Annotated in this window: 21 protein-coding genes and 2 tRNA genes; 17 read left to right on the top strand and 6 right to left on the bottom strand. The window is 35.9% G+C overall.

The features are described from left to right. Positions 1 to 34 precede the first annotated feature (34 nt). From hemE to hemA, 4 genes are read right to left on the bottom strand one after another with little or no spacing between them, the layout of a single operon-like run. The gene (gene hemE / locus CF599_RS01755) at positions 35 to 1,063 is read right to left on the bottom strand and encodes a uroporphyrinogen decarboxylase (protein ID WP_121964323.1); all 1,029 of its coding nucleotides are present in this window, start codon (positions 1,061 to 1,063) and stop codon (positions 35 to 37) included. Positions 1,064 to 1,100: 37 nt separating this feature from the next. Next, entirely contained in the window at positions 1,101 to 1,766 is a 666-nt protein-coding gene (locus tag CF599_RS01750; RefSeq protein WP_121964322.1) for a uroporphyrinogen-III synthase, read from the bottom strand. Between the two features lies 1 nt (position 1,767). After that, on the bottom strand, positions 1,768 to 2,697 hold the full coding sequence (hemC, locus tag CF599_RS01745; protein WP_121964321.1) for a hydroxymethylbilane synthase: 930 nt from the start codon (positions 2,695 to 2,697) through the stop codon (positions 1,768 to 1,770). A 1-nt stretch (position 2,698) separates the two neighbouring features. Continuing rightward, on the bottom strand, positions 2,699 to 3,949 hold the full coding sequence (gene hemA, locus CF599_RS01740) for a glutamyl-tRNA reductase (RefSeq protein ID WP_121964320.1): 1,251 nt from the start codon (positions 3,947 to 3,949) through the stop codon (positions 2,699 to 2,701). Between the two features lie 232 nt (positions 3,950 to 4,181). On the opposite strand from hemA, the gene CF599_RS01735 reads away from it, so the two are divergent. The 5 genes from CF599_RS01735 to CF599_RS01715 are packed head-to-tail and all read left to right on the top strand — an operon-like array spanning position 4,182 to position 8,894. Beyond that, positions 4,182 to 5,054, top strand: coding sequence for a helix-turn-helix transcriptional regulator (locus tag CF599_RS01735; protein ID WP_121964319.1), 873 nt, complete (start codon positions 4,182 to 4,184; stop codon positions 5,052 to 5,054). Positions 5,055 to 5,058: 4 nt separating this feature from the next. After that, positions 5,059 to 6,078: a ferrochelatase gene (hemH, locus tag CF599_RS01730; protein WP_121964318.1), complete on the top strand. Its 1,020-nt coding sequence runs from the start codon at positions 5,059 to 5,061 to the stop codon at positions 6,076 to 6,078. Position 6,079: 1 nt separating this feature from the next. Beyond that, positions 6,080 to 6,619, top strand: a complete 540-nt coding sequence (locus tag CF599_RS01725; RefSeq protein WP_121964317.1) for a CopD family protein — start codon at positions 6,080 to 6,082, stop codon at positions 6,617 to 6,619. Beyond that, the gene (locus tag CF599_RS01720) at positions 6,619 to 8,091 is read left to right on the top strand and encodes a PAS domain-containing sensor histidine kinase (protein WP_121964316.1); all 1,473 of its coding nucleotides are present in this window, start codon (positions 6,619 to 6,621) and stop codon (positions 8,089 to 8,091) included. Before CF599_RS01725 ends, CF599_RS01720 begins: the two co-directional genes overlap by 1 nt. A gap of 17 nt (positions 8,092 to 8,108) precedes the next feature. Next, complete coding sequence (locus tag CF599_RS01715) at positions 8,109 to 8,894, top strand: enoyl-CoA hydratase/isomerase family protein (RefSeq protein WP_121964315.1); 786 nt, start codon at positions 8,109 to 8,111, stop codon at positions 8,892 to 8,894. 103 nt (positions 8,895 to 8,997) lie between these two features. Here the strand turns inward: CF599_RS01715 and CF599_RS01710 are convergent. Both CF599_RS01710 and CF599_RS01705 read right to left on the bottom strand, forming a co-directional pair. Further along, positions 8,998 to 9,068: transfer RNA gene (locus CF599_RS01710), tRNA-Gln, on the bottom strand. Positions 9,069 to 9,589: 521 nt separating this feature from the next. Beyond that, a tRNA-Gln gene (locus CF599_RS01705) sits at positions 9,590 to 9,660 on the bottom strand. 179 nt (positions 9,661 to 9,839) lie between these two features. Here CF599_RS01705 and CF599_RS01700 point away from each other — a divergent pair. From CF599_RS01700 to CF599_RS01645, 12 genes are all read left to right on the top strand, one after another. After that, on the top strand, positions 9,840 to 13,043 hold the full coding sequence (locus CF599_RS01700; protein WP_121964314.1) for a DUF2723 domain-containing protein: 3,204 nt from the start codon (positions 9,840 to 9,842) through the stop codon (positions 13,041 to 13,043). A 76-nt stretch (positions 13,044 to 13,119) separates the two neighbouring features. Beyond that, positions 13,120 to 14,178 carry a thiamine-phosphate kinase gene (gene thiL, locus CF599_RS01695; protein WP_121964313.1) on the top strand — a complete coding sequence of 353 codons (1,059 nt, stop codon included), beginning with the start codon at positions 13,120 to 13,122 and terminating at the stop codon, positions 14,176 to 14,178. 540 nt (positions 14,179 to 14,718) lie between these two features. Next, entirely contained in the window at positions 14,719 to 15,204 is a 486-nt protein-coding gene (locus tag CF599_RS01690) for an acetyl-CoA carboxylase biotin carboxyl carrier protein subunit (protein ID WP_121964312.1), read from the top strand. A gap of 2 nt (positions 15,205 to 15,206) precedes the next feature. Then, positions 15,207 to 16,646, top strand: coding sequence for an acetyl-CoA carboxylase biotin carboxylase subunit (gene accC / locus CF599_RS01685; protein WP_121964311.1), 1,440 nt, complete (start codon positions 15,207 to 15,209; stop codon positions 16,644 to 16,646). 7 nt (positions 16,647 to 16,653) lie between these two features. After that, entirely contained in the window at positions 16,654 to 18,195 is a 1,542-nt protein-coding gene (locus CF599_RS01680; protein ID WP_121964310.1) for an acyl-CoA carboxylase subunit beta, read from the top strand. 209 nt (positions 18,196 to 18,404) lie between these two features. After that, entirely contained in the window at positions 18,405 to 19,025 is a 621-nt protein-coding gene (locus CF599_RS01675; protein ID WP_121964309.1) for a hypothetical protein, read from the top strand. A 169-nt stretch (positions 19,026 to 19,194) separates the two neighbouring features. Further along, entirely contained in the window at positions 19,195 to 19,848 is a 654-nt protein-coding gene (locus tag CF599_RS01670) for a hypothetical protein (protein WP_143824783.1), read from the top strand. Further along, on the top strand, positions 19,845 to 20,534 hold the full coding sequence (locus tag CF599_RS01665) for a DUF2625 family protein (RefSeq protein WP_121964307.1): 690 nt from the start codon (positions 19,845 to 19,847) through the stop codon (positions 20,532 to 20,534). The genes CF599_RS01670 and CF599_RS01665 overlap by 4 nt, the downstream gene beginning before the upstream one ends. Next, positions 20,534 to 21,028 carry an SMI1/KNR4 family protein gene (locus tag CF599_RS01660; RefSeq protein ID WP_121964306.1) on the top strand — a complete coding sequence of 165 codons (495 nt, stop codon included), beginning with the start codon at positions 20,534 to 20,536 and terminating at the stop codon, positions 21,026 to 21,028. The genes CF599_RS01665 and CF599_RS01660 overlap by 1 nt, the downstream gene beginning before the upstream one ends. A gap of 161 nt (positions 21,029 to 21,189) precedes the next feature. Beyond that, positions 21,190 to 21,678: a hypothetical protein gene (locus CF599_RS01655; protein ID WP_121964305.1), complete on the top strand. Its 489-nt coding sequence runs from the start codon at positions 21,190 to 21,192 to the stop codon at positions 21,676 to 21,678. Positions 21,679 to 21,865: 187 nt separating this feature from the next. Beyond that, positions 21,866 to 22,246, top strand: coding sequence for a hypothetical protein (locus CF599_RS01650; protein WP_121964304.1), 381 nt, complete (start codon positions 21,866 to 21,868; stop codon positions 22,244 to 22,246). Between the two features lie 99 nt (positions 22,247 to 22,345). Further along, positions 22,346 to 26,695 carry a CusA/CzcA family heavy metal efflux RND transporter gene (locus CF599_RS01645; RefSeq protein WP_121964303.1) on the top strand — a complete coding sequence of 1,450 codons (4,350 nt, stop codon included), beginning with the start codon at positions 22,346 to 22,348 and terminating at the stop codon, positions 26,693 to 26,695. The last annotated feature ends 1 nt before the right edge of the window (position 26,696 follow it).

Genomic DNA, 26,696 nt, shown 5'->3' with positions numbered 1-26,696 from the left:
ACCACCAAGTGTAGCCTTTTCTGTCTATATATTATTACTTCTGTTCGTATTCTTTTACTGCTTCGATAAACGCTTTTGCGTGATCTACTGGGATATGAGGTAAGATACCGTGACCTAAGTTAACGATATACTTATCTTTACCGAACGCGTCGATCATCTCGTGTACCATCTTTTTAATAGTTGGTATCGGTGACATTAGGCGGCTTGGATCAAAGTTCCCTTGAAGTGTGATATCTCCTCCTGTGAATAGACGAGCATTCTGTGGGCTACAAGTCCAATCAACCCCTAATGCAGAAGCTTTAGACTTCGCCATCTCAGGTAATGCAAACCAACATCCTTTACCAAATACGATAACTGGAGTGATTTCAGATAAAGCTTCTACGATCTGATTGATATATTTCCAAGAGAATTCTTGGTAATCAACAGGAGAAAGCATACCTCCCCAAGAATCAAATATCTGTACTGCATCTACTCCTGCCTTTACCTTCTCTTTAAGGTATAAGATAGTTGTATCTGTAATTTTTTGTAATAAAGTGTGAGACGCTACTGGATCAGAGAAACACATACTTTTCGCAATGTCAAAACTCTTAGATCCTTTACCTTCTACTGCATAACAAAAGATAGTCCATGGAGAACCTGCGAAACCAATCAAAGGCACTTCATCATTCAACATTTCTTTTGTTACTTTAATAGCTTCCATCACATATCCTAAAGTCTCTTCGATATTAGGTACGATAACTTGCTCTACATCTTTAGCAGAACGAATAGGATTAGGTACCCATGGTCCTACTCCTGGTCTCATCTCTACATCAATATTCATAGCTTGTGGTACGACTAAAATATCTGAGAATAAAATAGCTGCATCTGGCTTTACAATACGAATTGGTTGTACTGTAATCTCAGCTGCAATTTCAGGCATTCTACAACGTGTAAAAAAATCATACTTCTCTCTCAAAGCGATAAACTCAGGTAAATATCTACCTGCTTGACGCATCATCCATACAGGTGGTCTCTCTACTGTTTCACCTTTTAACGCTCTTAAGAATAAATCATTTTTAATCATTTCTTTTCGATTTTAAAACGTCAATTTTTAGCTGACTTTATTTGTAATAATCCACACAAGCTTGTAATGTAGCTTCCACTGTAGGTTGCTTTGCAATTACGATATGTTGTGTAATCTCTTTTAATGGTTCTGCTGTAGTCTCTCCTATACAAAAACACACTTCTGTAGTAATGCTATTTGCCTTAAGATAACTCTCAACACCTGAGGGACTGTAAAAACACAATCCTTCTATTATTTGTTCATTTTTTAGTGGATTAAGAACAGTCTGATAAACTGTAAACTCATTAAAGGCTATGTTATTCGCTCTAAAAGCATCAGGTAACAAGTCTCTTCTAATACTTCCACTAAAAAAAGTAATACTCTTACTATTAAAATTATCGACAATAATTGGGGCAAGCTCTTTGGCATAATGTGCCCAAACGATAACCTCCCAACCATGTTCCTCAAGTAATTCTTTTGTTTTTATTCCAACACAAATAGCAGGTTTACGATTAAGATCACCTTTATATCCCTGATTAATCACACTCTTTACAGCATTCTGACTTGTAAAAAGCACATAGTCATTCACTGCATTTAAGTCAAAGGCGATATGCTCTATAAGAATATAGTCTTCACTTAATAAGCTAAGATTACCTAAAACAACATTATTTAAGGTAGAATCATGAATCTTGCGTGTTGATAAAATCGTTGGAATAAAAGACATTCTATTTTTTTAGTTGTTCACGTAGTGCTACCATAAGCTCACTTCCTCCGTTCTCAAGTATTTCTTTTGCAGCAAAGAAACCAAGCTTCTTCCATTCCGCAATATCTACTACTTTATTCACTTCGAACTTCTGTTTACCATCTAAAGAGAACAATACTCCCTTAAAGTTGATCGTGTCATCGTGATCGTTATAAGTAGCTAATGCTCCAATAGGGGCAGTACATCCACCTTCTAACGTTCTTAAGAATTGTCTTTCGATGTGCGTAGTCATCTCTGTCTCATAGTCATTTAGCTGTGCTACTGCATCAAGTGCAAAGTTATCATCAGCATTCACCACTACTACCATTGCTCCTTGTGCAGGTGCAGGTATCATCCAGTCAAGGTTAATAAAGTTCTTAGGTTTCTTTTTGATACGGTCAAGACCAGCTGAAGCGAAGATTGCTCCATTCCAATCGCTGTTCTCAAGTTTCTCCATACGTGTATTTACATTTCCACGTAAGTCAACCGTTGTATGTTTAGGGAAGCGATTTAGCCATTGTGCTTTGCGTCTTAGACTTCCTGTAGCTACTACACCTTCAAGATCTTCTGACATAAAGCTAGTATCTCCTTTATGTAATAAAATATCTACTGTGTTAGCACGTTTAAGTACGGCACCTTGTACGATTCCTTCAGGTAGAGCTGTAGGTACATCTTTCATAGAATGCACTGCGATATCTATCTCCTTATTGATCATTGCCACATCTAGAGTCTTAGTAAAGATTCCTGTGATACCCATCTCATATAGTGGCTTATCTAACACTAAATCCCCAGTAGATTTCACAGGTACTAACTGTGTTTTAAACCCCAACTTTTGAAGTGATTGCTCTACTGTTTTTGCTTGCCACATTGCTAGTTCACTATCACGTGTACCAATACGAATAATTTTACTCATTTTAATTTGATTCTATATGAAACACTTTCTCTATCCACTCTATACTCTGATCCACAACAGTATCTTCATGACGAAGATGATTTGCAAACTGTGTGGTAATCTTTTGTATGATTCGCATGCTTATTATTTCTGCTTGCTCCGAATCAAAATTATCAAATTTCTTTTTATGATAATCAAGTTCTCCGTCTTTAATCTGCTCTAATTTAGATTTTAAAGCATGAATAGTCGGTGCGAACTTTCTCATTTTAGTCCAAGCAATAAACTCAGACATGATCTCTTCTATAATTTCTTCTGCTTGAGGAATAAACTCTCTTCTTCTCTCGATAGTCTTATCTGTCATTTGAGATAAATAATCAAGGTGTATTAACTCTACACCTTCTATCTCTGTCACATTATCACTAACATTTTTAGGAATAGACAAATCCAGTATAACAAGAGGTTTGTTTAGATTAAGAAGAGCCTTATCTACTGTAGGTTTCTGTGCACCCGTAGCAACGATAAGTACATCTGCTTTACGCATTTCTGCTTGTAGATCAGCATAGTCTTTCACTATTAAGTTAAACTTACCTGCTACTTCTAATGCTCTTTCTTTTGTACGATTTATAAGTGTGATGTGATCATTCTTAGTGTGTTTCACTAGATTCTCACAAGTATTTCGACCTATTTTACCTGTACCGAATAGTAATATATTTTTAGTAGAGATATCCTCCACATTATCCATAATATACTGCACAGAAGCAAACGACACTGATGTAGCACCAGAGCTAAGCTCCGTTTCATTTTTAATTCGTTTACTCGCTTGGATTACAGCATTTACTAATCGTTCGAAGTAATTCGTTGTTAACTCTTTCTCTTTAGCTAAATTAAATGCATTCTTTATTTGACCAATAATCTCAAAGTCTCCTAAGATCTGACTATCTAATCCTGTCCCTACACGAAATAAGTGCTCTATCGCTTCCTTAGTCTTATATACATAAGCTACATTGCGAAAGTCATCCACAGTACCATTACTATTATCACATAGCAATTTAATTAATTCAAAAGGGTGTTGTGCAAAACCAAATATCTCAGTCCTATTACATGTAGAAATAACTATTAAGCTCTCTATTCCTTCATCCTTTGCTTGAGTCAATAAATTGTCTTTAGCTTCATCACTTAGACTAAACTTACCACGCATCTCTGCATCAGCTTTTTTATAACTTAATCCCACTGCATAAAAAGTCGCAGGTTTAGTCTTATCTATTTTGTCCATACTACAGAGTTAATTCTAAAAAGTAAACAAATTTAAGATTAAAGAATTGACAAAAGTAACGCTAGAGGGACTATTTATATCGCTAAATGATTTCTCAAAAAAAAAGCACCGCATTTCATTATAATACAGTACATTTGCAACAAACACAGGGGTTAAAGAGTGGCTTATATAGAATAGTTCTAAATTAAAAGTAACCAAATAAGTTTATCTCTTTTACTTAAAAAGTAACGCTATGAGTCCAACGGAAGAAATAATAATTGACGATAATTTTTCACTGCTAAGGTTCGAAAACAACCTCAAAGAGAATATCACTTTTCAAAGAGAAATGGGAACCGATGTGATTCAATTCTATTTCGGATTAAAGGGGTCAGCGAAGTTTTTATTTAGCGGAGGGGCTTACTCTTTACCTTTAAATGAAGAGAAATTTCTAATCTTATATAACCCTCAAAAGCAACTCCCTGTACACTTAGAAATAACACCCAATACTTGGATCATAAGTGTTTTAATCTCGATTAAGAAGTTTCACGCCCTATTCTCTACAGAAGCGGAGTTCATCGGTTTTCTAACAGGAGAGAACAGAGACAAAAAATATTATTCAGAAGAAGAGATTACTCCTTCTATGGCTATAGTATTAAACCAACTTTTCAACTTCTATATGAACCCTACTATAAAGAAACTTTATTACACAGGGAAAACATATGAACTATTGAGTCTTTTATTTAATCAAAATGAAGATCAAAACATAGAGAACTGCCCATTCTTATCTGATGAAGATGATGTTGTCAAAATCAAAAAGGCAAAAGACATCATCATTAGCAAGATGGCAGAACCACCTACATTACAAGAATTAGCCGACACAGTAGGTATCAATATTAAAAAATTAAAAATGGGCTTTAAACAGATTTATGGTGATTCTGTATTCAGTTTCTTATTTGACTATAAGATGGAGTACGCCCGTAAACTTCTAGATAATGGTACATATAACGTAAATGAAGTAGGCCTAAAGATTGGCTATAGCTCATCTAGCCACTTCATCGCAGCCTTTAAAAAGAAGTTTGGCACTACACCTAAAAAATATTTAATGTCCCTTAACACAAATAACTAAACTCATGCAAGGTATATTATTAGTAAACCTAGGCTCACCTAAAAGCCCTACAGCAAAAGACGTAAAACCATATTTAGGAGAATTTTTAATGGATGAAAGAGTAATCGACATGCCTTACATCCTAAGATATTTACTAGTAAAAGGAATCATTCTTAATACAAGACCTAAGAAATCAGCAGAGGCTTACGCTAAAATATGGTGGGAAGAGGGGTCACCTCTTGTTGTAATATCTCAACGTCAACATAAAAAAGTACAGGAGAAAGTAGACATCCCTGTAGCCCTATCAATGCGTTATGGAGAACCATCTATTAAAACAGGTCTTCAAGAGTTAAAAGACAAGGGAGTAGATGATGTATTAATGATACCATTATACCCTCAGTTTGCTATGGCAACTACGGAGACTATCGATGTACTAGCAGAAGAAATAAGAACAAAGTTCTTCCCTCAGATGAAAGTAACTAGTTTCCCTGCATTCTATAATAAACCTGAATATGTAAATGCCTTAGCTCATACCATTAAAGGACACCTAGAAGGTTATGATTACGACCATATTGTATTCTCATACCATGGAGTACCAGAGAGACACATCCACAAATCAGATGTAACTAAAGGACACTGTACAATAGATGGTTCATGCTGTCAGACAGCTTCTAAAGCACATGAGTTCTGTTACAGACATCAATGCTTAGAAACAACTAGACAAGTAGTAGAAAAACTAAACATCCCTGCTGATAAATACACGAACTCATTCCAATCTCGTTTAGGAATGGACAAATGGCTTCAACCTCCTACGGATGTAACTGTAAACGGATTAGCTGATAAAGGAATAAAGAAACTTGCTGTTGTAACACCTGCTTTCGTAGCAGACTGTTTAGAAACACTTGAAGAAATAGGTATGGAAGCACATGACGAATTCCTTCACCACGGTGGTGAAGAGTTCAGAACTATCCCATGTATGAACGATGACGATATGTGGATTGACGCTATGGTAACTTGGATTAAAGAATGGCAAAACAAACAATAGTATGTTATATCTATATTTAAAATCCTTACACGTTATATTTATTGTTTGTTGGTTTGCAGGCTTATTTTACATTGTACGTTTATTCGTTTACTATGCTGAGACTAAAGATATGCCTGAACCAAAAGCAGAAATACTAAAGGAACAATATACCATAATGACTAATCGCCTGTGGAACATCATTACATGGCCCGCAGCTGTATTAGCAACTATTTTCGGAATATGGTTACTAATAGAAATACCTGCTTGGCTAAGTCAACCTTGGATGCATGTAAAGCTATTATTCGTAGTATTACTGATAGCTTATCACCTTAAATGTCATCAGTTCGTTATGCAAATAAACAACAGAACAATGACCAAAACATCCTCTTTTTTTAGAATATGGAATGAAGGTGCTACCCTTATTTTATTTTCTGTAGTATTTTTAGTAATTTTAAAAAGTACTTTTAATTGGATATTTGGAGTTGTAGGACTAGTAGGTTTATCAATACTATTAATGCTAGGAATACGCTTATACAAAAAGATTCGCCATAGCAGAAACTAATGAAAGATGATTTTATATTAAAGAACTTTTCTCTGAGGAATAGAATATTCTTCTCACTTATATTTTTAAGTATCATCTCGTCCGTGTTGATATCAGCCGTTTCTGTATACCAGTTTAGGGAAGAAGCGCGTACCTATCATCAGTATAGACTAGAACGAACAGAGAACTCTATTAATGAGAATATAAATTACATCCTTACAACTAGCGAATACCCTCTGACAACCGAAAACATACCACGGATATTCAGAGATAAAATACATGAATTGGCCGCAATTCACAATACAGAAATCAACATACACGATTTACAGGGACACCTCTTGATTACTTCAAGAGGTACTTTCTCTGTAGATAGCATATCTAAAAACATCTCTCCCCTAGTTTTAAAGACAATACAGTCATCTCCTAACAAGCGTTTTGTAGACATTAAAACTTATGACAACAATCGCATTAGGATTGCTTATAGCTTTCTGAAAGATTTAAAGTTTAAACCATTGGGTATTCTTAAAATACCTTATGAAGAAAAAACAGAGTTCTACGAAAATGAAATACAAAACTTCATGGTTAAATTCGGACAGGTATATGTTATTATGCTTATTATGTCTATCGCCATTTCGTATTTCTTATCCAATTACATAACTCAGAGTCTTAAAGACATCAGTGTCAAAATGACGCGCACCGAACTTGGTCAAAAGAATGAGAAGATAGAGACTATTTCAACTAGTAAAGAAATCTCAACATTAATCACTGCCTATAATGACATGGTCGAGAAGTTAGACGATTCTTATGCTAAGTTAGCGCAAACAGAACGAGAGCAGGCATGGAGAGAAATGGCTAAGCAAGTAGCCCATGAAATCAAGAATCCACTTACTCCAATGCGCCTAACTGTGCAGAGTTTCGAAAGAAGATTTGACCCTACTGACCCTGAAATAAAGAATAAACTGAAAGACTTTTCTCAGGTGCTAATCCAACAAATAGATACAATGACCTCTGTAGCTACAGCCTTTTCAAGTTTCGCTACAATGCCTGCTCAACAAAATGAAACATTAGATCTAGTTAAGACAGTTCAACTAACCTTAGATATCTTTAATGAAGACTATATTTCGTTTAGCACAACAGATAAAGAGATTATATCCAAAATAGATAGAACACAACTAATCAGAATTATCACTAACTTGGTCAAAAATGCAATACAAGCAATTCCTTCAGAACAAAATACTCCTGAAGTTAAAGTGAGTATTACAAGAACCAACGAAAGTGCTATTATTAAAGTATCAGACAATGGTACAGGAATAAAAGAAGAGGACATTAGTAAAATATTCCAACCTAAGTTTACAACCAAATCTAGTGGAATGGGACTAGGACTAGGAATCATTAAAAACATTATTACCAATTACAATGGTACTATAGTTTTTGAAACAGAAGATGGCAAAGGCACTACATTTATTGTGACCCTGCCAATTATAAATAGTTAATCAAATAAAAATATAATATGGAGTTTGAGAATATTCTAATAGAAAAAGAAAATAGTCTGGCCATTATAACAATTAATCGTCCAACTAAACTAAACGCTTTAAACAAAGCTACAATAGAAGAGCTACACCAAGCCCTGAAACAGATAGAGAAAGACCGTGAAACACGTGTTATTATCATCACAGGGAGCGGAGATAAAGCTTTTGTTGCAGGTGCTGATATCAAAGAGTTCTCTAGTTTCAATACTAGCGAAGGTTCTCAACTAGCTGCCAAAGGACAAGAGTTGTTATTTGATTACATCCAGAACTATAATAAACCTATCATAGCTGCAGTTAATGGTTTTGCTTTAGGAGGAGGTTTAGAACTTGCTATGGCTTCGCATTTTAGAATAGCTTCAACGAATGCTAAAATGGGATTACCTGAAGTAACTCTTGGTTTAATACCAGGATACGGAGGTACTCAACGTTTACCACAACTTATTGGTAAAGGAAGAGCAATGGAGCTTATCATGACTGCTGAGATGATTACAGCAGACAAAGCTCTTACTTATGGCTTAGTTAATCATGTCGTGGAACAAGATGAACTATTAGCTTTCACAAAAAACATTGCAAACAGAATTGCATTCAATTCGGCATCTGCCATCAGTAGAGCAATTAAATCTATCAATGCAAACTTTAAGGAAGGTATCAATGGATATCACGAAGAAATCAAAAACTTTGGAGAATGTTTCGAAACAGAAGATTTTACTGAAGGAACAACAGCTTTCTTAGAAAAGAGAAAACCAAACTTTAAGGGTTCTAATTAATATATTAAAAGGTCAGATTAACGTCTGGCCTTTTTGATTTTAGATAATTTCACACGAACCAATATAAAATAAAAAAGCCTCTTGAGAAATCAAGAGGCTTTTGTTGGCTCACTAGGACTCGAACCTAGAATGTCTGTACCAAAAACAGAAGTGTTGCCATTACACCATGAGCCATTACCTTTAACATGCTTCAGTTAACTAGTTAACTTCTGTAATGCTGATGCAAAAGTAGCACTTTTTTTTATTCCTCCAAATATAATTTGTTTTTTTTAATCACGTAAAACCCTCTATTTTGCTAAGATACTCATAGTCAATATGGAGTAGTTTTAATTTTAACAAATTATTTTTTTAGGTTTTTTTGATTAGCTAAGCTTTTGGCTTAACTCCTAAATTCCGACTATGATCTAGATTAAACTTAATGGCAAGAAATAGGGAAAACTGAATGCTTAAATTACACTAGAGTAAAGGATAAAAATCACTAGTAAAACCACTAGTATTACTAAGGCTATGTAACCTCTTCAACACTTCTTCAATATTACCTCAACATTGCTCTACTATAAGCCCTTTATATTGAATCATTCTTGAGCCACTCTTGATGAACTCTTGTCTCAAATAAATTCCAAAATTCTAACTATGATCAGTTTTTTAGAGATAGCAAAAAAAAAGCTCCTCTAGAAATAGAGGAGCTTTACTTGTTGGCTCACTAGGACTCGAACCTAGAATGTCTGTACCAAAAACAGAAGTGTTGCCATTACACCATGAGCCATTACCTTGTCACTACTTCAGCATGATTACTTCTGTAATGCGGATGCAAAAGTAGCACATTTTTTGAAACAACCAAATTATTACACGAAAAAAAATTAAATATTTCTAATTTCGTTACACAACACAAAAAAAATCTTTTCTTTGTAAGTATAATTAAGTAAATATCTAGTAATTACAAATATGTTGACATTCAATTACAAGAAGTGGAATGTTATAGGCGGTTGGCTGTGTTTTGCCATTGCTTTATTAACTTATACACTAACAGTTGAACCCACTGTAAGTTTTTGGGATCCAGGAGAGTATATCGCCACTTCTGCTAAACTACAAGTAGGACACCCTCCAGGGGCTCCTTTTTATCAAATGTTAGGTGCATTCTTCTCAATGTTTGCCACTTCTCCTGATAAAGTAGCATTAATGGTCAACATGGTTGCCGTTATCTCAAGTGCTTTCACGATTCTTTTTATGTATTGGACATTGTCTAATCTACTTAAAAAAATCGTTGTTGCTAAAAGTGAGTGGACGAATAATAACGCTATCGTTGTTTTAGGTAGTGCTGCTATCGGATCATTAGCTTTTAGTTTTACTGATAGTTTCTGGTTTAACGCTGTGGAGTCTGAGGTTTATGCCTCGGCGATGTTCTTGACTTCTCTACTTCTTTACCTAGGCGTTAGATGGTATGATGACATCAACAGTGTCAGAGGTAACCGCTGGTTATTACTGATCGGTTTAGTAGTCGGAGCTTCATTCGGAGTTCACTTAATGGCTCTTTTGACAGTTCCATCTATCGTATTACTTTACTTCTTTAAGAAGTATGAAAAAGTAAACATCAAGAACTTTATCATTGCTAACATAGCAGCGGTGGGAGTTTTATTTTTTCTGTTTGCTTTCTTATTCCCACAGACCCTAGCTTTATTTGGTAAGACAGAGATCTTTATGGTTAACTCGATGGGATTGCCTTTTAATAGTGGTACTATATTCGCATTCCTTTTGATTATCGCTTTCTTCGTATTTGGATTACGATATACAGAGAAGAAAAACAAAGTAATGGCTAATACGCTTATCCTTACTTTATTATTTATCTGCATTGGGCTTACGAGTTGGTTAATGTTACCGATTAGAGCCAATGCTAAAGTGGTTATCAACGAGAATACTCCTTCTGATGCTACTGAATTATTAGCCTATTATCAACGTGAACAGTATGGAGATGAGAGTATCTATTATGACTCATACTTCACCAAGAAATATGTAGGTCTAGACAAGGCTAACCCTTGGAAAGATGAGAAACCAAACTACGAACGTAATAACCAAACAGGTAAATACGAAATCGTAAATGAATATGTAAACGCAGGTCAGAACTTTAACGAAACGCATAAAGGATTCCTTCCTAGACTGTGGAGTACGGATAAAAATCACCGTGTTAACTACATGAGATACACTAAACCACTAGACTTTAAAGCTGCACAAGGATATGCTGGTAATAAAGAACTAGAAGAACTAATCGATGGAGTGAAGAAAGGAATGGCTTCTGGAGAGATTGGTATCGAAGGTTTAGACAAATTCTTTGATACTTATGGTGAATACTTAGATATCGAAGTACCAACATTCAGTAGTAATATAAGCTTTATGTTTGACTACCAATTCGGATACATGTTCTGGCGTTACCTAATGTGGAACTTCGCAGGTAGACAAGATGACATCCAAGGTCAAGGTGATTTACAACATGGTAACTGGATTAGTGGTATCACTTTCCTTGATGAGATTCGCTTAGGTTCTCAACAAAACTTACCTTCTGATGTATTAGAAAATAAAGGAAGAAATACATACTTCTTCTTGCCATTTATACTAGGACTTATCGGTGTCGTATTCCATTACCGCAAAGACCCTAAGATGTTTTGGGTACTTTTAGTGCTATTCTTATTTACAAGTTTTGCCCTAAAAATATTCCTTAACGAGCGTCCATTCGAACCACGTGAGCGTGACTATGCTGTAGTTCCAGCATTCTATGTATTTGCACTGTGGATTGGATTTGGTGTATATGCTATCTATGATGGACTTAAGAAATATGTACAACCTAAACTAGCTGGGCCAATAGTATTAGCTGTATCGCTACTCGCAGCTCCTGTCTTATTAGCTCAACAAAACTGGGATGATCACGACCGTTCAGATCGTTATACTGCATTAGCTAATGCTAGAGCATATTTAGATTCTTGTGATCCGAATGCTATTTTATTCACTATTGGTGATAACGACACGTTCCCGCTATGGTATTTACAGGATGTAGAAGGATATAGAACAGATGTACGTGTAGTATGTACAAGTTTATTACCTCTAGACTGGTATATCGATCAAATGAGAGCGAAAGCCTATGATTCAGAACCTTTGCCTATCTCATTCACACATGATCAATATGTAGGAAATAAGAGAGATGCTGTCTTAGTCAACAAAATGATAGAAGAGAGAATTGATATCAAATCACTTCTTAACTTTATCAAATCTGATGATGATAGAACAAAAATGAAGACTGAAGCAGGTACAACATTATACATCGCTCCTACTGGTGCTATCAGAATACCTGTAGACAGCGCTAACATTGCTAAATATAATATCGTCTCTCCTCACCTGAGAAAAGACGTGTTACCATACTTAGATATAGATATCACTGATCAGGCAATCTATAAACACCGCCTAATGATGTTAGACATTATCGCTAATAATAATTGGGAGAGGCCTATTTACTTTTCAGGAGGTAGCTGGAATGATGATGACTTCGTGTGGATGAAAGATTACTTACAGTTATCAGGATTAATTTATAAATTAGTTCCTATCAAATCTACTGCTGAGAGCTCTCACCCACTAGATAGAGGGTCTATTGATTCGGATAGAATGTATGACATCGTCAATAAATGGTATTGGGGTAATATGGGAAGTGATAAAATCTACCACGACCCACAGACTAGACGTAACGCGCTAAGCTACCGTATTAATATGGCTCGTTTAATGGAGCAGCTAATCGCGGAAGGAAAGAAAGATAAAGCGAAGAAAGTAATCGATATAGCGATGACTAATATGCCTATCAAATATTATGGATTATATCAGATCGTACACCCATTCGTAGAAGGATATTATAAAGTGGGAGAAAAAGAAAAAGCTCGTGAAATGGTTAAGGAGCTTGTTCAGAAATCTAAAGAATCCCTTACTTATTATAAAGGTTTACAGATGGATGATATCCAATATTACCAACAAGAAATCATTACAGACATAGAGATCTGGAGAGAATTACTAGAGACTGTCAAAGAAGAAGACCCTAGTTACTTCAAAACTCTTACTGCAGATTACAACACATATAACGGTTACTTTGCATACTTTAAGCGACCAAGTTTATAGTTTAAAAGGCGATAGATTTAAATCTATCGCCTTTTCTTTTTACCTTTGCCCTACTTTTAAATAAAGCAGATATACGATGATCGAGAATAAAAACCAATCTAGAACAAATATTGGACAATTAGGTGAGTTTGGATTAATAGAGCATTTGACTCAAAACTTCACTATCCAAAATGACAGTACAAACAGAGGAATTGGTGATGATGCCGCAGTTCTTTCGTTTGGAGATGATAAGGTAGTTGTATCTACTGATCTATTGATAGAAGGAGTACACTTTGACTTAGCGTACACGCCTCTTAAGCACTTAGGATATAAAGCAGTAGTGGTTAACCTATCTGATATCTGTGCGATGAATGCTGTCCCTACACAGATCACAGTATCTATAGCAGTATCTAATAGATTCCCATTAGAAGCATTAGACGAATTATACGAAGGTATCGCATTAGCATGCAACTATTATAAAGTAGACCTAGTAGGTGGAGACACTACTTCTTCTCAAAAAGGGCTTATCATCAGCGTAACAGCTATCGGTAAAGCAAAAGAAGAAGAACTAGTATATAGAAGTGGTGCTGGAGAGACTGATTTACTAGTAGTATCAGGAGATATTGGATCAGCATACATGGGGCTTCAAATCTTAGAAAGAGAGAAACAAGTATTCCTAGTAAACCCAAATAGTCAACCTGACTTATCTATCTATGAATATATCATCGAGAGACAACTTAAGCCTGAAGCTAGAACAGATATCAAACAGTTATTAGCAGACTTAGAAGTACAGCCTACAGCTATGATAGATATCTCAGATGGACTATCATCAGAGATTATGCACCTGTGCAAACAATCTAAAGTAGGATGTAATTTATATGAAGACAAACTTCCTCTTGACCCTCAGTTTATGAACACTTGCGAAGAGTTTAACATCGACGCTAGTACGATGGCTATAAACGGAGGAGAAGATTATGAACTACTATTCACAATCAAAATGGAAGACTTCGAGAAAATTAAAGGTAACCCTAACCTATCTATCATAGGACACATGACTCAAGAGAGTGAAGGCGTTCACCTAATCAGTAGAGAGAACACTAAGATCCCTCTAAAATCAAGAGGTTGGAATCCTTTAGAAGATAAAGACGAAGAATAAAACATATAATATAAGAGGCTATTTCTACTTAGAGATAGCCTCTTTTTTTTACACCAAATTTACCATTGGATTTGCTCTCTACACAAAGTACAGCTACTAAAACTCCCTCTTAGCTTAAAAATCTATATCACAATACTTCCTTACTGTAGCTACACTCCTCTCCTACCTTATTGCTATTTTATAATTACAAGTCCGCTACTTCTTACGAAAAATCAAATCTCCCATTCTAAATATTAAAAAAACATTGATTATACACCCTGAATTAAGCTAGACAAAAAATAATAGATAATAGTATTTTGATAGGAATAAAGAAACAGAGGGTAAAAAAGAAGTAACACCTCAATATTTAAAAACAATTCATCTTACTGACAACAAACCAAATACTGTGTAACAAACCAAGTACAACACCAAAAACACACAACAACACACAAAACAACAATAATTCTTCTTCAATTGGTTTAATTTTAAATTATCCTTAAAAAATGTTTTACATATCACACATTTGGTTATATTTGAGAATACCAAAAACTAATTTGAATAATGAATAAAACGTATCAATTAAAAGTAAATGCTGATACTGTTTTTGAGAGTAATGATTTACTACACAGTGACATTAATGTGTCACAAGTAGGGACATCTGCGTACCACGCACTCAAAAATAACAGATCTTATGACGTGGAGATTTTATCTAACCAATTCACGGACAAAAACTATACTGTATCTGTGAATGGAAACACCTATTCCATAAATATCCAAACCGAACTCGATAAACTAATCAATCAACTAGGCTTCTCACTGAACTCTGCTAAACAAGTTAATTCCATTAAGGCACCAATGCCAGGTCTTATCCTTGATATCTTAGTAGAAGTAGGACAAGAAGTCGCTGAGAATGATCACTTACTAATCTTAGAAGCGATGAAGATGGAGAACAACCTTTCTTCTCCTAGAGCAGGAGTGATTAAGTCTATTAACATCGCTAAAGGAGCAACTGTTGATAAAGGATTAGTTTTAATTGAATTCGAATAATCATGAAGAAAATATTAGTTGCCAACCGTGGCGAAATAGCTGTTCGTATCATGACAACAGCCAAAAAAATGGGTATTAAGACTGTAGCTGTTTACTCTACAGTCGATCGAAATGCTCCTCACGTACGTATGGCTGATGAAGCGGTATGTATAGGAGAAGCTCCTTCTAACCAATCTTACTTACTTGGAGATAAAATACTAGAGGTTGCTAAATCACTTAATGTAGATGGTATTCACCCTGGATATGGATTCTTAAGTGAGAACTCTAACTTCGCTATCGCTTGTCAGAAAGCAGGGATTACTTTTATAGGACCTGACACACATGCTATCGAAGTGATGGGTAATAAACTTGCTGCGAAAGAAACTGTAAAGGCTTATCACATCCCAATGGTTCCTGGTCTAGATGAGGCTATAACTGATGTTGCTAAAGCAAAACAGGTAGCTAAGGAAATAGGTTTCCCTATCTTAATCAAAGCTGCCGCTGGTGGTGGTGGTAAGGGAATGCGTGTAGTAGAAAATGAAGGTGAATTCGAAAGTCAAATGCAACGTGCTATCTCAGAAGCGACTAATGCTTTCGGGGATGGTTCTGTTTTTATAGAGAAATATATAGGTTCGCCTAGACATATAGAGATTCAAGTATTAGCTGATAACCACGGACATGTAGTACATTTATTTGAAAGAGAATGTAGTATCCAACGTCGTCACCAAAAGGTAATCGAAGAAGCACCTTCAGCAGTGTTAACTCCTGAAGTCCGCAAAGCAATGGGAGAAGCTGCTATAAAGGTAGCTAAATCATGTGATTACTCTGGTGCTGGTACAGTAGAGTTCCTAATCGATGAGAATCTTAATTTCTACTTCTTAGAGATGAATACACGTCTACAAGTAGAACATCCTGTATCTGAATTAATCACAGGATTAGATTTAGTAGAGTGGCAAATAAGAGTGGCTCGTGGAGAGAAATTAGCTTTCACACAAGATGATCTTAAGATAAAAGGACACGCTATGGAAGTACGTGTATATGCTGAGGATCCACTAAACGATTTCTTACCTAGTGTGGGTAACTTAGAGCAATATAAACTACCTGTAGGGCCTGGTATCCGTGTAGATAATGGAATAGAAGAAGGTATGGATGTGCCTATTTACTATGATCCAATGCTTACAAAGCTGATCACTTATGGTGAGACACGTGAAGAGGCTATAGAAATAATGATTAAGGCAATAGATGAGTTTAAAGTAAAGGGAATTAGTACAACATTGCCTTTCGGTAAGTTTGTGATGAAACACGAGGCATTCAGAGATGGAAACTTCGATACAAACTTCGTAAAGAAATATTACAATGCTGAATTAATCAAAGAGGAGTATAAAGATGAGGCTGAAGTAGCTGCATTCGTTGCTTTACAAAAGTATTTAGAAGATCAAAAACAACTTCGCTTACCTAACTAAGATCACTATGAATCCGAAAATAAATAAATTACAAGATATACAAGCTCAAGCTAAACTTGGCGGTGGGCAAAAAAGAATAGATACGCAACACAGCAAAGGTAAACTTACTGCTCGTGAACGTGTAGAGTACTTACTAGACGAAGGTTCTTTTGAGGAAATAGGTATGTTAGTAACACACCGTACTACTGACTTCGGTATGGATAAAGAAGTTTACCACGGAGATGGAGTAATAACAGGATATGGAACTATCAACGGTAGATTAGTCTATGTATTCGCACAAGACTTTACAGTATTCGGTGGAGCGCTATCAGAGACACATGCTGAGAAGATATGCAAAGTAATGGATATGGCTCTTAAAATGGGAGCACCGATGATCGGTTTGAATGACTCTGGTGGAGCGCGTATCCAAGAAGGAGTGCGTTCATTAGGGGGATATGCTGATATCTTCTATCGCAACGTACAGGCATCAGGAGTAATACCTCAACTATCAGCTATTATGGGACCTTGTGCAGGTGGAGCAGTATATTCTCCAGCGATGACAGACTTCACGATGATGGTAGAAGGTTCTAGTTATATGTTCGTAACAGGGCCAAACGTTGTTAAAACAGTTACAAACGAAGAAGTAACTTCTGAAGAATTAGGTGGGGCTAGTACGCACTCTACTAAATCAGGAGTAGCACATACTACGTCTCCTAATGATGTAGCGTGTCTAGAAGATGTAAAAACGATGCTATCTTATATGCCTCAAAACAATATGGAAAAACCAATGAGTCTTCCATATACTATAGGTGAAGAGTATAAATATGAGCTAGATGATATCGTACCTGAGAGTGCTAATAAGCCGTATGATATGAAAGACGTAATCGGTCATATTATCGACGAAGATTCATTCTTTGAAATCCATAAAGATTATGCAGAGAATATCGTAGTCGGATTTGCAAGACTTGGTGGTAAAAGTGTGGGAATCGTAGCGAATAACCCTATGTTCTTAGCAGGATGTCTAGATGTGAATAGCTCTAAGAAAGCAGCTCGTTTCACTCGTTTCTGTGATGCGTTTAATATCCCATTACTTGTGTTAGTAGATGTACCTGGGTTCTTACCTGGAACAGACCAAGAGTGGAATGGTATTATCGTACACGGAGCCAAATTACTATATGCATTAAGTGAAGCTACAGTTCCTAAAGTAACTGTGATTACGCGTAAGGCTTATGGTGGAGCGTATGATGTAATGAATTCTAAACACATCGGAGCGGATATGAACTTCGCTTGGCCTAATGCAGAGATTGCTGTAATGGGTGCCAAGGGAGCAAGTGAGATTATATTTAAGAAAGAGATCTCAGAAGCAGCTGACCCTGCAGCTAAACTAGCTGAAAAAGAGGCAGAATATGCTGACAAATTTGCAACACCATATAGAGCTGCACAACGTGGATTCATAGATGAAGTAATTCTTCCTAATGAGACGCGTAGAAAGTTAATTAAAGCATTCTCTATGTTAGAAAACAAGGAAGTCAATATGCCTACTAGAAAACACGGAAATATTCCGTTATAAAATGACATCTTAAATCTGCTGCTACAGTTCACTGTAGAATTTAAGGTAATAAATAAACTAACGCCTTTTAGCTAATTTGCTAGAAGGCGTTTTTATTTAGCGTATTTTATAATATCAATTTTCAATATACAGTCAAACTATTCTTTTAATTTTATCAAAATTTTAAGAATAAAGATTATATTTGATCTGCATTTAAATAAATACTTTTTATGGAAGAGAATAAAAACTTAAATCAGGATGCTCAAAATAATGAGCACACTCATCCTGTAAATGAAGAACCAAATAATACAAGTGAGTCTATACAAGAAGAGGGATCTAAACTAGACCAACTTAAAGAAACACTACAAGAAAAGGTCGTAGAACCTATAGTACACACTACAGAAGAAGTAGTACACGAGGTGAAAGAAACTGTAGCAAATACTGCAGAAGAAGTAGCTCATGAAGTTAAAGAGACGGTAGTAAAACCAGTAATAGATGCTGTAGAAGAAGTGGTACATGAGATAAAAGAAGAAGTAAACAATACTCCTCCTCCTGTTCAGAACCAACAACCTCAACAAAACCAAACTCAACAAGCATATTATCCACCAGTAGTTCCAGAGAAAAACAACATCGGACTAGCTGGGTTTATCGTGTCAATAGTAGGATTCTTCGTAGGATGGATTCCTTTTATCGGTTGGTTAATATGGTTAGTAGGATTAGTCCTTTCAATAGCAGGTCTATTTAAAAAACCAAAAGGATTAGCGATTGCAGGTGTGGTAATTTCTTTAATATTATTGATTTTCTTAATCTTTGGTATGGCATTTATTGCAGGTGCAGCAGCATTAAGCTAAAAAGTAATTCAGTACTCATATATGAGTAGAATCTATATCATAAAGAGGTTGTCTAGATAATAGGCTACCTCTTTTGTTTTTTATATAACTCCGTAGGTTATAATACTATTTGACTATCTCTTATTTAAGATTATGGAGTATATTTGATATGTTTATAAAAGCAAATGCTATGCAAGAAGAAAAAGAGTTAAACAACGGTAATGACCATTCTAGGTTTATGCCTCCTTCTATTCCTAACGATAATAAGGAAACGACACTTAATAGCCAAGAGACTACTGCTAATCAAGAAATAAATGACAGAGCTGAAGTAACTAAAGAAACAACAGAATTCACTATAACAGATATAGACAGTCTAGCAAATCCCGTTTACCTAGTCACAGATAAAGTAAACTATACTACTGAAAACACGAAACCTAAGAGTACTCCTCAAGAACTAGAAATAACTGAAGTACAAACATCTTCACAAGAACCAATATTAGTAGAACAACAAGATTATCATAATAAATATAGCAGTGAACCTTATCAAAATTATCAAACAATAAACACAATACCTCCTACTACTAGGAAAGAGAATAATGTATTTGGAATAATCGGTTTTTCACTAGCTGTTTTCTCGTGGATTCTTGTACTCGTCCCTATTATAGCGCAACTAACTTGGATATTAGGATTGGTATTTTCAATTATTGGCGTATTTAAAAAACCAAGAGAATTAGCTATGGTAGGTTTAGTTATCTCATTGATTGGGTTTGCCATTTGTATTTTTTTGATTACTACATTAGGTCCTATAGAAGCCTTTAAAACTGTTTTTAATTATTACTCATGAGAACACTTACAGAACTAATAAATACAGAAGAGCCCGGTATAGAACTTATCCACGAATGGATAGCTGATGCTGTTAGACCCGTAGAGATACTACCTCTCTTATCAAAAGAAATAGCAGAAGAAGCTCTACTAGAACTGCAGGTAACTACACGTTCTCCACTTGGAGCAATAGCTTATGATACAGGTGGAATCCTAATAGATAACGGTTGGGTTAGAGTCTTAGGAGGAGGAATGGACATCTTCCCTTCTATTTGCCAATGGAACAAAGGTAAAACGATGGAAGCTGGCGTTAATACTGTAGGGTACTATATCGTAGCATACGATTTGCTAGGAGGGTATTTTTGCATTAACGGTGGCGGATTAGGACAAGATGCTGGTAGCATTTATTACTTCGCTCCAGATACGCTAAACTTTGAAGCATTAGATATTAACTACACTGATTTAATAATTTTCTTTATCACTGGTAACTTAGAACAATTTTATCAAGACTTCAGATGGAATACATGGAAAGAAGATACAGCTGAACTAGCCTTGGATAAGGCGCTTCATATCTACCCTCCTCTCTGGACAAAAGAAGGTAAAAACATAGACTCTACTTCTCTTGCTATTGTTCCTGCGGAAGATATATACCACATAAATAAAGACTTTAGAAATGGCTTAAACGATATTGAAAACAAATACAAGTAATGAACAAATTCGAACACTACACGATTATTCCTAATATCAATACAGGCAATACAACATTAGTAATACCAACGATTGAAGATATCAACAATTGTGAACAAGTATTACGCTTCCGTTTTGAAGAAGATTATAAAGTTTATATGCTTCAATATGGAATTGGGTTATTAGGAGGAACATATATCCGTATTTATGGTCCTACACAGATAACAACTAACCAAGCAGAATGGTTAGCTCGAGTGACAGAGTATTACTTCTGGGAAGAGGGCAAAGATATATTGACAAAAGAACAAGTCTTAAACTCTATTTGCTTAGGAGATACTTTAGATGGGGATGAGATTATCTTCTATCAAGAGAATTATTATGTATTACCACGTAATGAAGAAAACATCTATTTATTAGGAAATAACTTGCATGATGCTTTAGAGTGGTTATGTAGTAAGGGTATTCTAACTGAAGCTTTTGAAGAAAGAGAGTTTGAACCTTTTAATGAAAAGTAATTTACTTTAAGAGGAGGTATAGCATAGTATTTGCTACTAAACAAAGACAATAAAGAGTCACTATTCTTTATTTAACACAAACATTACTTTCTAATGTCCCAATTTTAGCGTAAATTAGATAGAACAAGACAAAGCAAGAAACTAAAGTTTAAGCCCTATATATGCAAGACAAAATACAACTTTTAGAAAAATACTTCGAAACAGGTCTATACGAAGACTTCCATTCCTTACAGAGCGACCTAGTAATCTGGGTAGACTGGAGAGAATATGATGATGTTATCGTAGCCTCTATAGAGAAATGCCTGCAAACGGGGCATCTCATCGCTACTATCGAAGATATGCCTAATGATGAACTTCAACTAAAAGTTAATTATGATGGTAATAGTTATACTCATATCATAGTTGATAGAGACCACTCTATCATTTGGCTTAATCAGATATTACAGCCTGATTATGAGATTCGCTTCTGTAAGATCTCTAAAGGATCAGACACATTAGCCTTTCTACCTCTAACTAGAGAACATTGGCGACAATTAGAAACAATCTATACATTAGAAAAAATAGAGAGACACTTTGAGCGTATTGATAATGATTCTGTCTTTTTCAATAAAGAGGGAGAATTCGATGAAGATAGCTTCTTAGAGAATTAAGCAACATAAAATAGTATAGCACACCCTATTACAGAGGTGTGTTTTTTTTATTTCTTCTTAATTATTAGAATTTTATTAGAAGTAGGTGGTATATTTACTTTGAATAAATACAAATTACTAACTTGCGCCCTAGTTATACAAAGTTTTAATAACTTTGTACTAGTCAATTAATAAACAATCAATTAAAGTGAGACAAAAGATTGCCTTATTCCTTACGGTGCTATTCTTGATTTCAACAACTGAATTAGGTCAGGTGTTGAAGTTTCCGCTATTGGTTGAACATTACGTTGAACACACTTCGAATAACCCTGAATTATCTCTTTGGGGATTCTTACAAATACACTATAGCGAAAGTCACAAAGAAGAAGGAGATCCAACAGATGAAAAGCTTCCCTTCGTTACACACACACACTTTATTAGTATTGTGGCTATAGTCAACCCAACCCCTACTCTTAAGATAGACCGTATCAAGTTTAATACACTTGATGATAAAATACACACTTTCAACGAAGATGAAGTTGAGAGTAACTACCTATCTACTATTTGGCAACCGCCGAAGTACTGTTAATATATTATACCTATCATAGACCACTGTTCATACTTCTATAGTAATGAACTACTTGGCTATGCACCTCATTTTATATTAACGTATTAACAGAGATAAATCATGTTAAACAAAATAATTGAGTTTTCTGTAAAGAATAAACTCATCATTGGGCTATTTGTATTAGCTCTAATCGGTGTTGGTATCTACCAAACAACGAAACTTCCTATTGATGCTGTACCAGACATCACTGACAACCAAGTACAAGTTATCACAGTAGCTCCCTCTTATGGAGCGACAGACATAGAGCGTTTAGTAACCTTCCCAATAGAACAGGCGAATAGCAATATACCTGGGATTAAGAATATGCGTAGCTTCTCGCGCTTTGGATTATCATTAGTAACTATCGTATTCGAAGAAGATGTCGATATCTACTGGGCTCGTCAACAAGTGGGCGAACGACTTAATCAAATAAAAGCCGAAATACCTCAAGACATCGGACAACCAGAACTAGGCCCTATATCTACAGGATTAGGAGAGATATACCAATATGTAGTAAGACCTCAACCTGGATATGAAGACAAATATGATCTAACAGAACTGCGTTCTATGCAGGATTGGGTTATTCGCCGTCAGTTACTTTCTGTAAAAGGGGTAGCTGAAGTAAGTAGTTTCGGTGGAAAACTAAAACAATACGAAATAGCTGTTAACTCTAACAAGCTTGACTCATACGGCATTACTATTAACGATGTATTCTCTGCACTACAGAATAACAATGAGAATACAGGTGGAGCTTACATAGAGAAAGGACCTACTGTATTGTACATCCGTACAGAAGGACTAGTAGGGACTCTAGAAGACATTGAGAATATCGCTATCACTTCTAAAAACACTGAAGTACCTCTATTAATCAGAGATGTCGCTAAAGTACAGATTGGTCACGCTACTCGATATGGAGCGATGACGTACAATGATAAAGGTGAAGTATCAGGAGCAGTCGTAATGATGCTTAAAGGTGAGAATAGTAACGATGTCATCAAAGATGTCAAACTAAAAGTAGCCGAAATACAAAAAACACTACCTGAAGGGGTGGTCATAGAAGCATTCCTAGACCGTACTAAGATGGTTAACAATGCTATCGGAACAGTAGAACGCAACCTAACTGAGGGAGCGCTTATCGTGGTATTGGTCCTTGTTCTATTCTTAGGTAATATGAGAGCAGGGCTACTTGTCGCTTCGATTATTCCATTAGCAATGCTATTTGCGATCTGCATGATGAACCTATTCGGCGTTAGTGGAAACTTAATGAGTTTAGGTGCATTAGACTTTGGGTTAATCATTGACGGAGCGGTCATTATCGTAGAAGCCGTCCTCCATCAGTTCTCCCATAATGCGAGATACAAGTCTATGACTAAGTTATCACAAGATGATATGAATAAGACAGTAGTGCACTCAGCTTCTAAAATGATGAACAGTGCAGTATTTGGTCAGATTATTATTCTTATCGTATATATTCCCATTCTTACGCTAGAAGGTATCGAAGGTAAAATGTTTAAACCGATGGCACAGACAGTAGCCTTCGCTTTATTAGGTGCATTCATCTTGTCACTAACATATGTACCAATGATGAGCTCATTAATTATGAGCCGTAAAGTTACCCATAAGCCCAATCTATCAGAGCGTATTATGGCTAAGGTAGAGAAGATCTATCAAAGTGCCTTAGTGAAGGTTCTAGAAATACCAAAGATTATCTACTCGGTAGTCGCTGTATTATTTGCTATTGCTATATACACTTTATCTACTATGGGTGGAGAATTTATTCCCTCACTAGAAGAAGGTGATTTCGCAGTAGATACTAAAGTCTTAAATGGTAGTAATCTTACCACCACTATAGAAAGTACACAGAAAGCAGTACACATCCTTAAGACACGCTTCCCTGAAGTAGAGAAGATCGTGACTAAGATAGGTAGTGCCGAAGTACCAACGGATCCAATGCCTATGGATGCAAGTGATATAATGGTTATCCTAAAAGATAAGAGTGAATGGACCTCAGCAGAGTCATTCCCTGAATTGGCAGATAAGATGTCTAAGGCATTAGAAGAAGTACCTGGTATCACAGTAGGCTTTCAGTTCCCTGTACAGATGCGTTTTAACGAATTAATGACAGGTGCGAGACAAGATGTAGTAGTCAAAGTATTCGGTGAAGACCTTGACCAACTTGCTGATATAGCAGGTAAGATAGGCAGCATCGCTAATACGGTAAAAGGAGCTACTAACTTATATGTAGAGCCCGTAACTGGTATGCCACAGTTGATGATAGAGTATAACAGAACTGCTATCGCACGTTATAGACTTTCTATCGCAGAAATAAACAGAATCGTTAACTCTTCACTTGCAGGACAGAGTACAGGGATGGTTTATGAAGGAGAAAGACGCTTTGATATGGTAGTCCGTATGGATGAGAAGAATCGCAAAAACCTAACTGATATACAGAACTTACTGATCCCTACTCCTCTTGGCAATCAAGTTCCGCTAAACCAATTAGCCTCTGTAGAGATAAAAGAAGGTCCTAATCAAATACAACGTGAGAATGCCCAACGTAGAATATTCGTTGGTTTTAATGTGAAAGACCGTGATGTACAGAGTATCGTAGAAGAGCTACAAGGCAAAGTAGATGCACAAATAAAACTACCTACAGGGTATAGAATCACTTATGGTGGTCAGTTTGAAAACTTGAACGAAGCTAAAGCACGTCTAGCCGTAGCCGTACCCTTAGCATTAGTACTAATTTTCTTATTGTTATTCTTTGCATTCAGAGATATTAGAGAATGTCTAATGATATTCACTGCTATTCCTCTTTCTATCATAGGCGGAGTGTTCTTACTTGCCCTACGAGGAATGCCATTTAGTATTAGTGCCGGTGTTGGATTTATTGCCCTCTTTGGGGTAGCCGTACTTAACGGTATTGTGCTTATTGCAGAGTTTAATAGACTGCATAAATCAGGCATTAAGAACATCGTCTTCATCGTCGTTAGAGGAGCGAAGTCTAGACTACGCCCTGTACTAATGACAGCTTGTGTAGCCTCATTTGGTTTCTTACCGATGGCATTGAGTAACGGTGCAGGAGCTGAAGTACAGCGTCCATTAGCCACAGTAGTTATCGGAGGGCTAATGTTAGCGACATTCTTAACGCTATTCGTATTGCCATTGCTATACATCACATTTGAACAAAAACTAAACTTCAACTTTATGAAGAAGAAAAAAGCTATCACAGCTATCGCATTATTTTTAGGGCTAGGGCTATCTGCTCAGGCACAGACGCCTATTACTTTAGAGAATGCCTTATCTACAGCTATCGAAAATAACAATACTATCCGTGCGGAGAAACTGAGAACAGAATATGCAAAGGCATTTATCAATACCGCTAATGATATCCCACAGACTTTAGTAACAGGAGAATTCGGACAAATCAACGGACCGTATACAGATAACAAATTTGCTATTACTCAAGACTTTGCCTTTCCTACTGTTTACAGCAAGCAGAAGAATGTGTATAAAGCAGAGTACCAACAGAGCATCTTTAATCTAAACTTAAAAACCTTTGAACTGAATAAAGCAGTTACTCAGAGTTTTTATGATTATATGTATTGGCAAGAGAAAGAGGCATTGCTATTAAGAGCAGATAGTCTATACGCTAACTTCTACAGTAAAGCTACACTGCGTTTACAAAAAGGAGAGAGTAACATCTTAGAAAAAACAACTGCTCAAAATCAACAAATGAGTATACAAGCTCAACTAGGAGAAGTACAAAAGACAAAGAAACTTATCCAAGTACAACTACAATATCTTCTAAACACGACAGAGAATATTCTCCCTATAACAAACAGTAAAAAGATAGAGCTATCAAGTTTAGAAAGTGATTTAGAACACAATCCTGTATTACAATTGATAGAAAGTCAGAAGATCATCACACAAGAACAAACTAAATTAGAACGCTCTAAACAGCTACCTAACCTACAAGCCACGTATAACAACAGTAGCTTTATGGGAATGGCAGCTAATGATGTGTATTATGATAGAAGTAATCGTTTCCACGCTTTCCAAGTGGGGGTATCACTACCGATATTTACTAGTGGACAGAGAGGGCGTATTAAAAGTGCTAAGATAGCAGAGCAGGTGGCGGATGCTGACTACATCGCTACAAAAGATCAGATGAATTCACGTTATCAACAGTTGTTAACATCGCATAATAGCAATGAACAGATACTGACAAACTATGAGAATTTCTCTTTCAAGAACTCTAATACAATCACGAAAACTGCTCAGTTACAATTCATCAATGGAGATATTAACTACTTAGAGTATGTAATGCTTATTAACCAAGCTTTAGAAACGGTCAACAGGTACTTAGACACTCTAAAAATGTACAATGACAATATCATCCAAATCAACTATCTAACTTCTAACAACTAAT

The sequence above is a fragment of the Myroides sp. N17-2 genome, assembly GCF_002286775.1.
GTDB lineage: Bacteria > Bacteroidota > Bacteroidia > Flavobacteriales > Flavobacteriaceae > Flavobacterium.
Note: the sequence above shows the minus strand (reverse complement) of the source record. Positions and strands in the feature narration are given on the sequence as shown.

Coding starts and splice junctions, on each gene's coding strand:
- thiL (WP_121964313.1), top strand. CDS start 13,120: ATGATCGAGAATAAAAACCAATCTAGAACAAATATTGGACAATTAGGT.
- CF599_RS01660 (WP_121964306.1), top strand. CDS start 20,534: ATGAACAAATTCGAACACTACACGATTATTCCTAATATCAATACAGGC.
- hemH (WP_121964318.1), top strand. CDS start 5,059: ATGCAAGGTATATTATTAGTAAACCTAGGCTCACCTAAAAGCCCTACA.
- hemA (WP_121964320.1), bottom strand. CDS start 3,949: ATGGACAAAATAGATAAGACTAAACCTGCGACTTTTTATGCAGTGGGA.
- accC (WP_121964311.1), top strand. CDS start 15,207: ATGAAGAAAATATTAGTTGCCAACCGTGGCGAAATAGCTGTTCGTATC.
- CF599_RS01675 (WP_121964309.1), top strand. CDS start 18,405: ATGGAAGAGAATAAAAACTTAAATCAGGATGCTCAAAATAATGAGCAC.
- CF599_RS01670 (WP_143824783.1), top strand. CDS start 19,195: ATGCAAGAAGAAAAAGAGTTAAACAACGGTAATGACCATTCTAGGTTT.
- CF599_RS01665 (WP_121964307.1), top strand. CDS start 19,845: ATGAGAACACTTACAGAACTAATAAATACAGAAGAGCCCGGTATAGAA.
- CF599_RS01700 (WP_121964314.1), top strand. CDS start 9,840: ATGTTGACATTCAATTACAAGAAGTGGAATGTTATAGGCGGTTGGCTG.
- hemE (WP_121964323.1), bottom strand. CDS start 1,063: ATGATTAAAAATGATTTATTCTTAAGAGCGTTAAAAGGTGAAACAGTA.
- CF599_RS01715 (WP_121964315.1), top strand. CDS start 8,109: ATGGAGTTTGAGAATATTCTAATAGAAAAAGAAAATAGTCTGGCCATT.
- CF599_RS01680 (WP_121964310.1), top strand. CDS start 16,654: ATGAATCCGAAAATAAATAAATTACAAGATATACAAGCTCAAGCTAAA.
- CF599_RS01735 (WP_121964319.1), top strand. CDS start 4,182: ATGAGTCCAACGGAAGAAATAATAATTGACGATAATTTTTCACTGCTA.
- CF599_RS01750 (WP_121964322.1), bottom strand. CDS start 1,766: ATGTCTTTTATTCCAACGATTTTATCAACACGCAAGATTCATGATTCT.
- CF599_RS01645 (WP_121964303.1), top strand. CDS start 22,346: ATGTTAAACAAAATAATTGAGTTTTCTGTAAAGAATAAACTCATCATT.
- CF599_RS01725 (WP_121964317.1), top strand. CDS start 6,080: ATGTTATATCTATATTTAAAATCCTTACACGTTATATTTATTGTTTGT.
- CF599_RS01720 (WP_121964316.1), top strand. CDS start 6,619: ATGAAAGATGATTTTATATTAAAGAACTTTTCTCTGAGGAATAGAATA.
- CF599_RS01690 (WP_121964312.1), top strand. CDS start 14,719: ATGAATAAAACGTATCAATTAAAAGTAAATGCTGATACTGTTTTTGAG.
- CF599_RS01655 (WP_121964305.1), top strand. CDS start 21,190: ATGCAAGACAAAATACAACTTTTAGAAAAATACTTCGAAACAGGTCTA.
- hemC (WP_121964321.1), bottom strand. CDS start 2,697: ATGAGTAAAATTATTCGTATTGGTACACGTGATAGTGAACTAGCAATG.